The sequence below is a fragment of the Pseudoalteromonas agarivorans genome, assembly GCF_024518735.1.
Classification (GTDB): Bacteria; Pseudomonadota; Gammaproteobacteria; order Enterobacterales; family Alteromonadaceae; genus Pseudoalteromonas; species Pseudoalteromonas atlantica.
Genome location: NZ_JANIGJ010000020.1, coordinates 1 through 13,338, shown reverse-complemented (window position 1 = coordinate 13,338; position 13,338 = coordinate 1). Strand labels below are relative to the sequence as shown.

Below are 13,338 nucleotides of genomic sequence, written 5' to 3'. Positions count from 1 at the left end.
TTTGTCAACACTTAATTTTGTTAAACTTGAAAGTTTTTAAAACTAAGTTTTACTCGACTCACTGAGTAGCTCGTGCCTCGCTATGCGTTGCGCTCTGCCGTCTCAGTGGGGTCGCATTATAGGGAGATCCGAAAACAGATCAACCCTTTTTTGAAGAAAACTTGAAATAAATGACTGTTCGCTGAGTATTTGAGCTAAATTCGCTAAAAACACAACATAACTAGCACTTTATTAACATTTCAGGTGTATTAATTGGTTTATATAGAGGGTTTATTGAAATAACTTTATATACAAACTAGCACCCCACACGATCGTAAGGATCATTAATGAGAGTGTTACCGCTGCAGATCCCATATCTTTCGCACGCCCCGATAATACATGGCGCTCTGTACTTACGCGATCAGTGAGCGCTTCTATTGCTGAATTAAGTAATTCCACAATCAATATGATCAGTAATGTACTTACTAACAATGCCCAATGTAATACCGATGAAGCTAGCCAAAAAGAAATGGGTAGCAAAATAATGCTAAGTAGCAACTCTTGCCTAAAAGCCGCTTCTTCTATAAAGGCCGCTTTAAAACCAAGGTATGAACAATACGTTGCTTTAAATATACGCTTTATACCAAGGCCGTTAGGTTTAAATACATCTTTCATTATTAGCTCTATTTACTGTGGTCAAAATAAAGCCCCGCAATTGCGAGGCTTTTTTTAGTTAGGCAATACCGTATTGATCTCGGTATGCTTTAACTGATGCTAAATGCTCGTCCATTGTACCTTGGCTCTCAAGGTAGCTAATAAGATCAGCTAATTTTACAATAGAGATCACTTTGGTATTAAAGTCGCGCTCAACCTCTTGAATAGCTGAAAGCTCAGCTTTGCCTTTTTCTTGGCGATCAAGTGCTATTAGTACACCACTTAGGTCTGCGCCGTTATCGGCAATGATTTCCATTGATTCACGAATCGCAGTGCCTGCAGTGATCACATCATCCACCAGCATAATTTTACCCGTTAATGCAGAACCTACTAATGTACCACCTTCACCATGTGCTTTTTTCTCTTTACGGTTAAAGCAATAAGGTACATCTTTATCATGGTGATCTGCCAGCGCTACTGCGGTAGTGGTTGCAATAGGAATACCTTTATAAGCTGGGCCAAATAAAACGTCGTATTCTATTGCTGCGTCTTCAAGGGCTGATGCATAAAAACGACCCAAACGTGCTAAATCACGTCCTGTATTAAAAAGGCCAGCATTAAAAAAGTATGGGCTTGTACGACCTGATTTAAGGGTAAACTCGCCAAATTTTAAAACCTGCTTTTCTAAAGCAAATTCAATAAACTCTTTTTGATAATCTTTCATTGGGGTACTCGCTTATGCTAACGCTTGTTTTTGAACGTCAATAATTTCACGGATTGAATGTTTAGCCAGTGTAAGTAGCTCATCTAATTCGTCGAACGAGAATGGTTCGCCCTCTGCGGTACCTTGTACTTCAATAATTTTACCTGTTTCAGTTAAAATTACGTTCATATCGGTTTCGGCTTCAGAATCTTCAAGGTACTCTAAATCACTAATTGGTTGGCCTTTATAAATACCTACCGAAATAGCAGCAATCATATGCTTAAGTGGGTTTGAGTTGATCATTCCTTTAGCGCGCATGTGAGTAAGTGCATCAACTAAAGCAACGCATGCACCACTGATAGATGCAGTACGTGTTCCGCCATCAGCTTGAATCACATCACAGTCAATTGTAATGGTGTTTTCGCCAAGCGCTTTTAAATCTACTGCAGCTCTTAATGCGCGAGCAATTAAGCGTTGAATTTCCATAGTACGACCGCCTTGTTTACCACGTGCTGCTTCACGTGCGTTACGTGTATGCGTTGAGCGCGGTAGCATACCGTATTCAGCGTTGATCCAACCTTTACCTTGGCCTTTCATAAAACGTGGTACACCTGCTTCAACCGTAGCAGTACAAAGTACTTTGGTATTACCAAACTCAACAAGTACTGAGCCTTCAGCGTGTAATGTGTAATTACGTGTAAATGATACCGGTCTAATTTGGTTAGGTGTTCTTTCGCTTGGACGCATTGACGATCCCCTTAATTCTGAATTTGCGACATTATAAGTGCATGTGCAGGTAGATGCCATGCTGATTGTAAAATATTCAGCGTAATAAATTTTCTCTAGAGGTTAAGCAGTGTTACGGTATAATCATCGCAATATTGTATTAATAAATTTTAGGAACTTATCCATGATCCACAGTATGACTGCTTATGCGCGTCGCGAAATTAAAGGCGATTGGGGCACTGGCACCTGGGAAATTCGTTCAGTAAACCAGCGCTACCTTGAAACGTTTATTCGCGCACCAGAGCAATTTCGTGGCATGGAGCCGGTAATTCGTGAGCGTTTACGTAAAAATTTGCAACGCGGTAAAGTTGAAGTATTTTTAAAGTTTGTTGCAAATCCAGCACACGTGGGTGAGCTATCAATTAATGAGTCACTTGCTGAGCAACTAATAAATAGTGCTAAATGGGTGCAGCAACAAAGCAGTGGCGACATTAACCCCGTTGATATACTGCGCTGGCCTGGCGTAATGGAAGCACAGGAGCTCGATTTAGATACCGTTAATAAAGCACTTATAGCGGGCTTTGACCAAGTAGTTGAAGATTTTAAATCAGCCCGTGGCGATGAAGGCGCAAATTTAGAAGAAATGATTGCCACTCGCCTTGATGCCATACTTGAGCAAGTTACTGTAGTAGAAAGTCACTTACCAGAAATAGCAAAGTGGCAGCGTGAAAAGCTTAATCAAAAGCTTGAAGACTTAAAAACCGACATTGACGAATCTCGCCTTGAACAAGAGCTTATTTACCTTGCGCAAAAGCAAGATGTTGCCGAAGAACTCGACCGCTTAAAATCGCACGTAAAAGAAACTAAAAAAATTCTTAAAAAAGGTGGCGCATGTGGCCGCCGTTTAGATTTTATGATGCAAGAGTTTAACCGTGAAGCAAACACCCTAGCCTCTAAGTCTATTAATAGTGATATTACTAATGCAGCTGTAGAGCTAAAAGTGCTTATTGAGCAGATGAGAGAGCAGATCCAAAATATTGAGTGATCGTACTTGTGTGCTACTTACTTGAGCACAATTAGTTAAATAAAGTACAATAACGTAATTAAAGGCTTGGATTATTGATTTAGTCCAAGCCTGTTTATTTTAAGTAGAGAAAAACATGGCTCAAACTCGCGGAAACTTATTTATTTTATCGGCGCCTTCTGGTGCGGGTAAATCTAGCTTAATCACAGCGTTATTAAAAAAACATGCAGATATGAAAGTATCGGTCTCGCATACCACCCGAAGCCCTCGCCCTGGTGAAGAAAACGCGGTGCATTATCACTTTGTAAGCGCCGATGAATTTAAAGCATTAATTGCTAAAGATGATTTTTTTGAATGGGCGCAAGTATTCGATAATTACTACGGTACTTCAAAGCAGGCTATTGAGTCGCAGCTGAATGCCGGTATTGATGTATTTTTAGATATTGACTGGCAAGGTGCGCAGCAAGTACGCGAAATTATGCCAAGCGTGCAAACAATTTTTATTTTGCCTCCTTCAAAAGCAGAGCTAGAGCAACGCTTAAATAACCGAGGCCAAGATTCTGCCGAGGTCATCGCTGGGCGTATGGCTAAAGCGCAATCAGAAACATCGCACTACAATGAATATGATTATGTTGTGGTTAACGATGATTTTGAAACCGCCCTTAGCAATATTGAAACGATTGTATTAGCGCAGCGCTTAACCTTAAAAGCACAAGCTAGTCGTCATCACGATTTAATTACAAACTTACTTAAATAAGCCATTTATGCCCTTTACAGGGAAAACTGGTAAAAATTAACCACTGGCTATTGGCGAAACAAGCTGCTTGCAGTAAACTACGCCTTTGCTTTTAAATTATTTTGGAGTGCTGAGATGGCTCGCGTAACAGTTGAAGATGCAGTAGATGCAATTGGTAATCGTTTTGACTTAATTTTAGTTGCGGCTCGTCGTGCCCGCCAAATTGCTGTTGGTGGTAAAGACCCACTAGTAGACGCTGAAAATGACAAACCAACCGTTATCGCTCTACGTGAAATCGAAAAAGGTTTAGTTGATAGTTCATCAATGGACGTTATTGACCGTGAAGAACAACAACACCAAGAAGCAGCTGAATTAGCTGCGGTTGCTGCTATTGTTGGCGGTAATCAATAATCAACCACCCGGTTTGATTTAGTCAACGGCTCAGTATTTCTACTCTAGCCGTTGGCAATCCCCTCTTTTCATCGTATATTCTATTACTTACCGTTACTTATTGCTTCACGAGAACATTGGAGTGTGAATGTATCTTTTTGAAGGTCTTAAAAAGAAAATATCTGAATACTTGCCTGCTGCTGAAGTAGAGCTAGTGCAAAAAGCCTACGTGGTAGCCCGAGAGGCTCACGAGGGGCAAACTCGCTCAAGCGGCGAGCCGTACATTACTCACCCTGTTGAAGTAACCCAAATTCTTGCTGGCATGCACCTTGACCATGAAACACTTATGGCCGCGCTAATGCATGACGTTATTGAAGATACCGACTTTAGCCAACAGGACTTAGCCGAAATATTTGGCGATACGGTTGCCGAACTTGTTGAAGGGGTAAGTAAGCTCGATAAGCTCAGCTTTAAAGACAAAAAAGAATTTCAAGCTGAAAACTACCGCAAAATGATCATGGCTATGACCCAAGACATTCGGGTTATTTTAATTAAACTGGCCGATCGTACTCACAATATGCGTACATTAGGTGCTCTACGCCCTGATAAGCGCCGTCGTATTGCCCGTGAAACACTTGAAATTTACGCACCTATTGCAAACCGTTTAGGTATTCACGATATTAAAAATGAGCTAGAAGATTTAGGTTTTCAGGCTTTATACCCTATGCGTCATCGCGCACTTAAATCTGAAGTGGCAAAAGCGCGAGGCAATCGCAAAGAAGTTATTTCTAACATTCAAACCGAAATAGAAGCACGTCTTGAAGAGTCTGGTATTAAGGCTACGGTTTCTGGGCGCGAAAAACACCTCTATAGCATTTATAAAAAAATGCTTAATAAAGAGCTGCTTTTTAATGAGGTAATGGATATTTACGCCTTTAGAATAAACGTAGATGCAATGGATACCTGTTATCGCGTGTTAGGTGTTGCACATAACCTGTATAAACCTATCGAAACGCGTTTTAAAGACTACATTGCCGTACCTAAAACAAATGGTTATCAGTCTTTGCATACGTCATTAGTAGGCCCACACGGTATTCCGGTAGAAATACAAGTGCGTACGCATGACATGGATCACATGGCCGATAAAGGGGTTGCTGCACACTGGATGTATAAAAAAGCCGGTGATGGCGCGGGTAACACAGCTCAACAACGTGCGCGTCAATGGATGCAAAGTTTACTGGAGCTTCAGCAAAGTGCCGGCTCATCATTCGAATTTGTCGAGAACGTTAAAACCGAGCTGTTCCCAGAAGAAATATACGTATTTACCCCCGATGGCCGCATAGTAGAGCTGCCAATGGGCGCTACCGCGGTTGATTTTGCTTACGCGGTGCATACTGATGTAGGTAACACTTGTGTAGGTGCTAGAGTAAACCGTAAACCTTACCCACTAAGCAAAGCCTTAGATACTGGGCAAAGTGTTGAAATTATTACTAGCTCGGGTGCACACCCTAATGCAACGTGGTTAAACTTTATAGTTACAGGTAAAGCCCGTTTAGGGATAAGAAACTACCTTAAGAGCCAGCACCAAGAAGAAGCATTGTTATTAGGCCGACGCTTACTCGATTCTGCCTTGGGTGAAAATAAGCTCGACAGCATTGCCGATGAAAATATAGCCCGCGTACTCGAAGAGCACGAACTATCTACAGTATTAGAATTACTGGTAGAAATAGGCGCAGGTAACTTAATGAGCGTGTTAATCGCTAAACGCTTATTGCAAGAAGAAAGCGACGACTTGTCAGATATTAGCAAACAAGCCAAAGCAACCATTATTGGTACCGAAGGCATGTTGGTTAATTATTCTAAGTGTTGCCGACCTGTACCAGGGGATGCCATCACTGCACATATTAGCCAAGGTAAAGGGCTTACCGTTCACCGCCAAGAATGTAAAAATATTCGCGGCTGGGAAAACGAACGCTCAAAATACCTGGTTGTAAAATGGGATGACAATCCAGAAAAAGAATATATAGCTGCGCTACGGGTGGAAATAATTAATCACCAAGGGGCTTTGGCTAAACTCACAAATGTTGTTGCTACAACCCAAGCCAACATTGTTGAGATCACTACCGACGAAAAAGAAAGTAATTTATATGTGATAGACTTGGGCGTTACCGTTAAAAACCGCGTCCATGTTGCTAATATTATGCGCCGCATTCGCGTGATGCCTGATGTGCAAAGAGTCTATCGTAAAAAGTAAAATAGGAAACTCATGAATAAAGCATTTATTTCTACCGAAAAAGCACCTGCTGCTATCGGCACTTATAGCCAAGCGGTTAAAGTAGGTACTGCCGTTTATTTATCTGGACAAATTCCACTTGTCCCAGAAACAATGGAAATGGTTTCAGAAGACTTTAGCGAGCAGACACATCAAGTATTTAAAAACATTACAGCGGTGTGCGAAGAAGCAGGCGGTAAAATCCAAGATCTTGTTAAAATTAATATCTACCTAACAGACTTATCAAACTTTGCCACTGTGAATGAAGTAATGAGCCAATATTTCAAGCAGCCTTATCCTGCCCGTGCAGCACTAGGTGTACGTGCTCTTCCAAAAGGCGCACAAGTTGAAATTGACGGCATTATGGAACTTCCTTCAACTAATTAATAAATACAGAGCTATAAACCCCCTTTATAGCTCTATTTTTTACTGCTAGCCTTTGTTTATCGCCCTTTCTTGACTCACATGTAAATATCTAGCACTCTGTAATCATGCAATAAAATCAATCTTAACTTAAGTAGTAGAAAAGGATTAACTAGTGTTTAAGCTTGCCAATAATGGGAACGTATTACTTGATGTAAGTAAGCACGCTCCACCTAGCGCCGCTTTTATAATTGATGCACTCGAGAAGTCGACGTTTTGCGAATGCAAAATTGACCACGAGGCTATTGATAATTTTTTTAAAGCGCAAAATAATGAGCCAACCTTGGTTGTAGCAAGTAAGCACGATGCATCGCTTGTGGTAACGTTAAGTGAAGATAAAATGCAAGCCATAGGTGAGCTAACCTTAGCTTATGGTGGTAAGGTACTTTCTTTAGAAGAGGGCAAAAAACAACTCATAAAAGCAGGGGTTGTACGTGGTTACAAACAAGCTTTTTTAGAGCAGCTTTTAGATAAACAATTTAACTTCCCCCCAGGTACAGTGGTAAAAGGGATTCTAGCCAAAGGCCGCCTACCAGCAGAAGGCACAGCAACAAAATTTGTAGCTATGGTAGAAACCCTCAAAGATCGCCTAAAAGCACCAAAACTGAAGGAAGATGGCAGTGTTGATATGCGCGACTTTGGTAAACTGGCAAGCGTAGAGCCCGGCACTGTACTGATCCGCCAGCAACCTGCAACTCCCGGTAAAGAAGGCTTCACTGTAGTAGGTGACATACTACCGGCTAAACCCGGTGAAAATAAAAAGTTAGTGGCAGGCGAAGGCGCCGAAATATCAAAAACAAATCCGCTCGAACTTGTTTCTACAACAGCGGGGGTCCCCGTAGAAATACCTAACGGTATGCGAGTTGATGATATTTTTACCATCTCTGATGTAGATGTTAAAAGCGGCCATATTGATTTTGAAGGCAGTGTTATTGTGACTAAAAACATTGACCCAGGAATGCGAGTCACCGCAAAAGGCGACATTACTGTTTTTGGCACGGTCGAATCTGGCGAATTATCAGCCGGCGGAAACATCACTGTAAAGCAAGGCATTATTGGCCATCAAAAGCTCGAAGATAAAACATTGTCGTGCTCTATTAAAAGTGAAGGTGATGTGCATGTATCTCACGCACAATACTGTTATATGCAGGGCAAAAACATTTTTATAGACCGCCAAGCCAGCCATTGTGCTATTAAAGCAAAACACTTATTACAAGTTGGCCAAACAGAATTACCCAAAGGGAAAATTTTTGGTGGAGAGATTCTTGATGCAACCGTGTTAATTGCCGGCGAAATAGGTAATGAATCAGGCGCAAAAATGGCAATCAATTTAGCCGCATCCGGCGCTGAAATAACGGCCGACACAGATAACTGCTTTAAAGACTTAGCAAAAACCGATGAGCAGCTTGATACCCTTCAAGCGGCACTTGAAAAAGCAGATAAAGTAAAAGATATAGAAAAGAAGAATCTGCTCATTAAAAAAATTGGCGCAACACAGCAGCATTATTGCCAACAAGCAGAGCAGCTAGAGAAAAAGTTATCTAGCCTAGATCATGAACTCCACGACCTACTAAGCGATGCAAATCTCGTCGTTAATACATCATTACACTCAGGGGTAGAGATCCATATTTTTGATAAAGTATTAAAAACTACCCGCAACTACCCTCCTTGCAATATAAACCTACAAAACAATAAAGTAGAAATAAACTTTAAAACACATTAGGGCGCATTAAGCGCCCTTTATAATTTACAGTAAGCCACTTACCGTATCGTGCGTTTGCTTTGGCCATACACCTACTTGGACTTGTCCAATATGCTGCTTTTGCAGTAATAACATTGCTAAGCGCGATTGCCCTATTCCGCCACCAATTGTTTGTGGGAAAGCCTCTTCTAATAATGCTTTATGCCAATCGAATGCTAGGCGTTCTTCATCGCCTGTTATGCTCAATTGCGCTTTTAATACATCAGGGCTTACACGAATACCCATAGATGATATTTCAAAGGCATCTTCTAACACAGGGTTCCACACTAAAATATCGCCATTTAATCCTGTGTATCCGTCAATCGTTTGGGTAGACCAATCGTCGTAATCTGGAGCGCGTACATCATGTATTTTGCCATCACCTAATGCACCACCAATACCAATTAAAAATACCGCACCGTACTCTTGTGCAATGGCTTTTTCGCGTTGCTTTGCACTAAAGTCAGGGTACATTTTGCGTAATTGCTCACTGTGTATAAACGTTATTTCACTAGGTAAGAATGGGGCTATACCAAAGCTTTCACTTACAAACTGCTCTGTTTGCTTGATGCCAGTGTAAATGGCTTTAACTGTATCTTGTAATGTAGAGAGCGTACGTTCAGTACGTTGGCAAATTACCTTCTCCCAATCCCATTGATCAACATAAACAGAATGTATTGGGCTTAATGAGTCTTCATCTGGGCGCAACGCTTTCATTTGTGTATAAATACCTTCACCTACAGAAAAGCCGTAAGTCGCTAGCGTTTTACGTTTCCATTTAGCAAGCGAATGAACAACTTCATAGCTGCTATCGGTAATTGCTTTAACGTTAACAGCAACAGCATTCTCGTGGCCGCTCAGGTTATCTTGTGTGCCATCACCTACTTTGGCCAAAATAGGAGCCTGAACTTCAACTAACCCTAGTTGCTGCTCTAATTGCTGTGAAAAAAACTGCTTAACTTTACTTATTTGCTGCTGTTGCTGCACATAGTGTGAACTCATAATAATTGGCCTCATTCCCAGTTATTGTTACTTGCTTATTAATGAAAAAACACCCTGCAGGCGCCTTTAATGAGGTTACTGTAACGATTTAAACTTTTAATTCAATAACCCATAATAAAAATAGCTTTAATATGCAAAATCGATTAATTTACACGGTATAAAAATGTAGATTCACTAATTTAAGTAAGCAAAAATAATGGAAAATTATCAAATCGATAATCTCGATAAACAGATACTTCACGCTCTAATGGCCAATGCCCGTACAGCCTACGCAGAATTAGCTAAACGGTTTACTGTAAGTGCCGGCACAATTCACGTACGCGTAGAAAAAATGAAACAAGCGGGCATCATTACCGGCACCCAATTAAGCATTAGTACAAAGCAACTTGGTTACGATGTATGTTGCTTTATCGGTATTAACTTAAACAACGCTCGCGACTACCCAGAAACACTGATTAAACTAGAAGCATTAGAAGAGGTAGTTGAAGCTTATTACACAACGGGTAACTACAGCATTTTTATAAAGGTAATGGCCAAGTCTATCGACCATCTGCAAGACGTGCTCATTAATAAAATACAGGCTATAGAGGCTATTCAATCAACCGAGACCCTAATCTCTTTGCAAAATCCAATTAGCCGCACAGTAATGCCTTAATAGATAAAATTACGTATAATTATCAAAAAAGAGGATCACCATGCAGCAAAATCGCTACCAACGAATAAAAGACGTGCTCTCACGTCGCCAAACAGACCTAACAGTCTGCCTAGAAGACGTACATAAACATCATAATCTCTCAGCTATTGTAAGAAGTGCTGATGCAGTAGGTTGCCATCATGTGCATGCTGTATGGCCAGAAAACCAAAAATGGCTGACCAATAATACTTCTGGCGGCAGTAAAAACTGGCTAGAAACACACTTGCATAAAAATATTGATGATGCTGCTGCAATGATGCGAAAGCACAACCCAGATGTACAAATATTAGCAACACACTTGAGCGAAGATGCTGTAGATTTTAGAGAAATCGATTACACAAAACCCACAGCTATAATCGTTGGCCAAGAAAAAACGGGAATTTCTGAGCGCGCGCTAAAACACGCCGATCAAAATATTATTATTCCTATGCAAGGCATGGTGCAGTCACTTAATGTATCAGTAGCTGCTGCGCTTATTTTATTTGAAGCACAACAGCAACGAGAAAAAGCAGGGCTATATAAGCGCGATATGCTAAGTGAAGAGATTAAACACCCTATGTATTTTGAAGGGTATCACCCAGTTATTGCTAAGCAATGTAGATTAAAAAACCTACCTTACCCACCACTCGATGAAGAAGGTGAAATAGTCGCTAACGAGCAGTTTTGGCAAGCTTTAAAACATGCTTGATGCTTAGCAAACCTGTGAGTACACTTAACTCATTCACAAATAAACAGATTTGAGCCTACATTGTCTAAACCTAGCTTAAGCCAATACCCTATCACAGAACTTAAAGGGGTAGGCCCAAAAATGGCCGAACGCCTACAAAAGCTAGGTATAGCTACCGTGCAAGATATGCTCTTTCATTTGCCTTTACGCTATGAAGATCGTACCCGTATTTATGCTATTAACGATGTTACTTTGCACAGCCACTGCACTGTTGAGGCAACAATAGAAACAAGCCAAGTGACCTTTGGTAAACGGCGTATGTTAGTGGTGCAAATAAACGATGGTACAGGTAGGCTTACTTTACGGTTTTTTAATTTTACAGCAGCGCAAAAAAACGCATTTAGCAGTGGCAAAATAATCCGTTGCTTTGGTGAAGTAAGACGCGGGCGCGTTGGTTTTGAAATGAGCCACCCAGAATACAGTATTAGCGATACCCCAAACGAGCAACCAACCGCCGCAACACTAACCCCCGTGTATTCAACCACCGAAGGCTTAAAACAATTATCAATTAGAGCGTTAAGTGAACAAGCCATCGATTTATTACATAAGTATTCTGTTGAAGAGCTTATCCCTGAAAAATGGCAACCGTCACATATGCAATTAAGTGAAGCTTTATTACTACTTCATCGCCCTGCGAATGATGTTGACATTATTTCGCTTGAACAAGGCATGCATCCGGCACAACAACGCTTAGTGTTTGAAGAGCTACTTGCCCAAAACTTAAGCTTATTAAAAGTACGCGAGCAAGGGCAGCAAGTAAGGGCAGTTTCCCTAAGCCCTACAAATACATTAGAGAGCCAATTTTTAGCGCAACTCCCTTTTGCGCCGACTAATGCACAAAATAGAGTTGTAGCCGAAATAAAAGGGGATTTACAGCATGCCTACCCCATGATGCGATTAGTACAAGGAGATGTAGGCTCAGGTAAAACACTGGTTGCAGCTTTAAGTGCATTAACAGCAATAGCGCAAGGTTTTCAAGTTGCCCTGATGGCACCTACAGAAATCCTTTCTGAACAACACGGAATAAATTTCAAGCAATGGTTTGAAAGTCTTGGGATTAACGTTGCCTGGCTAGGCGGTAAAACTAAGGGAAAAGAGCGTACTAATACACTTGAAAAAATCGCCTCAGGGGAAGCGCAAATGATAGTGGGCACACACGCCCTATTTCAAGACGAGGTAAAATTTAATAACTTAGTATTGATTATCATAGATGAGCAACATCGCTTTGGTGTTCATCAGCGCCTATCACTGCGTGAAAAAGGCAAATTTGGTAATTGTTACCCTCATCAGTTAGTCATGACCGCAACCCCCATTCCGCGTACATTGGCTATGACGGCCTATGCCGATTTAGAAACCTCAGTGATAGATGAGTTACCACCTGGGCGCACACCTATAACCACTGTGGCCATTCCTGATACACGCCGAGACGATATAATAAACCGTGTTAAGCATGCCTGTAACGAACAAGGCAGACAGGTTTATTGGGTATGTACCCTCATTGACGAATCAGAAGCCCTACAATGCCAAGCAGCTGAAGACAGCGCATTACAATTAAAAGAGGCGTTGCCAGAGCTTAATGTCGGGCTCGTTCATGGCCGTATGAAAGCCGCTGAAAAACAAGCGATCATGAGCGACTTTAAAGCAGGCAATATTCATGTACTTGTTGCAACAACAGTAATAGAAGTAGGTGTAGACGTACCCAATGCCAGTTTAATTATCATAGAAAACCCTGAACGCTTAGGATTAGCACAATTACATCAATTACGCGGGCGCGTAGGACGAGGAGCAACCGCTTCGCATTGCGTACTGTTATATCACGCCCCTCTTTCTCACACCGCTCAAAAACGTCTAGGCGTATTAAGAGACAGTAACGATGGCTTTGTCATCGCAGAGCGAGATTTAGAAATACGTGGGCCAGGTGAAGTGCTCGGCACTAAACAAACTGGCTTAGCAGAATTTAAAATAGCGGATCTTACTCGAGATAAACACACGCTAAATCAAGTCAGGCCCATTGCACAACAAATGCTAAAGCAAAACCCCGACCTTATAGACCCTTTAATTCATCGCTGGCTAGGTAATAAATCTAACTACGCACAAGCATAATTACGCTAAAGTACTCGTAAAGCTCACTGCTGAAACGCTATATTTACCATACAAAGATGTGCGGCGAGCCTTATCCGCGGGTTTCGTGATACTCAACCCACGCTACGGTGGTGGTGGAGACTGTGCGAATAATATCAGGAATGTATTTTTTACTTTTCTGCAGA

The 13,338-nt window shown here is 41.3% G+C and carries 13 protein-coding genes; 9 read left to right on the top strand and 4 right to left on the bottom strand.

Translation table 11 applies throughout. The features are described 5' to 3' along the window. Positions 1-270 precede the first annotated feature (270 nt). The 3 genes from NQT65_RS20140 to rph are packed head-to-tail and all read right to left on the bottom strand — an operon-like array spanning position 271 to position 2,083. The gene (locus tag NQT65_RS20140) at positions 271-654 is read right to left on the bottom strand and encodes a diacylglycerol kinase (protein WP_004588246.1); all 384 of its coding nucleotides are present in this window, start codon (positions 652-654) and stop codon (positions 271-273) included. A 58-nt stretch (positions 655-712) separates the two neighbouring features. After that, positions 713-1,357, bottom strand: coding sequence for an orotate phosphoribosyltransferase (gene pyrE / locus NQT65_RS20135; RefSeq protein WP_004588247.1), 645 nt, complete (start codon positions 1,355-1,357; stop codon positions 713-715). Positions 1,358-1,369: 12 nt separating this feature from the next. Continuing rightward, positions 1,370-2,083 carry a ribonuclease PH gene (rph, locus tag NQT65_RS20130; RefSeq protein ID WP_004588248.1) on the bottom strand — a complete coding sequence of 238 codons (714 nt, stop codon included), beginning with the start codon at positions 2,081-2,083 and terminating at the stop codon, positions 1,370-1,372. Between the two features lie 163 nt (positions 2,084-2,246). Between rph and NQT65_RS20125 the strand changes: the two genes are divergently transcribed. From NQT65_RS20125 to NQT65_RS20100, 6 genes are all read left to right on the top strand, one after another. Beyond that, the gene (locus NQT65_RS20125; protein WP_004588249.1) at positions 2,247-3,107 is read left to right on the top strand and encodes a YicC/YloC family endoribonuclease; all 861 of its coding nucleotides are present in this window, start codon (positions 2,247-2,249) and stop codon (positions 3,105-3,107) included. Positions 3,108-3,222: 115 nt separating this feature from the next. Further along, positions 3,223-3,843, top strand: coding sequence for a guanylate kinase (gene gmk, locus NQT65_RS20120; RefSeq protein WP_064384893.1), 621 nt, complete (start codon positions 3,223-3,225; stop codon positions 3,841-3,843). A 114-nt stretch (positions 3,844-3,957) separates the two neighbouring features. Then, entirely contained in the window at positions 3,958-4,233 is a 276-nt protein-coding gene (rpoZ, locus tag NQT65_RS20115; RefSeq protein WP_004588253.1) for a DNA-directed RNA polymerase subunit omega, read from the top strand. A 127-nt stretch (positions 4,234-4,360) separates the two neighbouring features. Beyond that, complete coding sequence (gene spoT / locus NQT65_RS20110) at positions 4,361-6,466, top strand: bifunctional GTP diphosphokinase/guanosine-3',5'-bis pyrophosphate 3'-pyrophosphohydrolase (RefSeq protein WP_004588254.1); 2,106 nt, start codon at positions 4,361-4,363, stop codon at positions 6,464-6,466. A gap of 12 nt (positions 6,467-6,478) precedes the next feature. Further along, on the top strand, positions 6,479-6,871 hold the full coding sequence (locus NQT65_RS20105; RefSeq protein WP_004588255.1) for a deaminase RidA: 393 nt from the start codon (positions 6,479-6,481) through the stop codon (positions 6,869-6,871). A gap of 151 nt (positions 6,872-7,022) precedes the next feature. Further along, positions 7,023-8,630 (top strand): flagellar assembly protein A, encoded by a 1,608-nt coding sequence (locus NQT65_RS20100; RefSeq protein ID WP_256851918.1) that lies wholly within the window; start codon positions 7,023-7,025, stop codon positions 8,628-8,630. Positions 8,631-8,654: 24 nt separating this feature from the next. On the opposite strand, the gene asnA is transcribed toward NQT65_RS20100, so the two are convergent. Next, the gene (gene asnA, locus NQT65_RS20095; protein WP_138686151.1) at positions 8,655-9,650 is read right to left on the bottom strand and encodes an aspartate--ammonia ligase; all 996 of its coding nucleotides are present in this window, start codon (positions 9,648-9,650) and stop codon (positions 8,655-8,657) included. Between the two features lie 196 nt (positions 9,651-9,846). Between asnA and asnC the strand changes: the two genes are divergently transcribed. From asnC to recG, 3 genes are read left to right on the top strand one after another with little or no spacing between them, the layout of a single operon-like run. Further along, the gene (gene asnC, locus NQT65_RS20090) at positions 9,847-10,305 is read left to right on the top strand and encodes a transcriptional regulator AsnC (RefSeq protein WP_054983953.1); all 459 of its coding nucleotides are present in this window, start codon (positions 9,847-9,849) and stop codon (positions 10,303-10,305) included. A 40-nt stretch (positions 10,306-10,345) separates the two neighbouring features. Further along, a complete protein-coding gene (gene trmH, locus NQT65_RS20085; protein WP_024032415.1) occupies positions 10,346-11,032 on the top strand; it encodes a tRNA (guanosine(18)-2'-O)-methyltransferase TrmH in 687 nt (228 codons plus the stop codon). A gap of 60 nt (positions 11,033-11,092) precedes the next feature. After that, entirely contained in the window at positions 11,093-13,174 is a 2,082-nt protein-coding gene (gene recG / locus NQT65_RS20080; protein WP_256851917.1) for an ATP-dependent DNA helicase RecG, read from the top strand. Positions 13,175-13,338 lie beyond the last annotated feature (164 nt).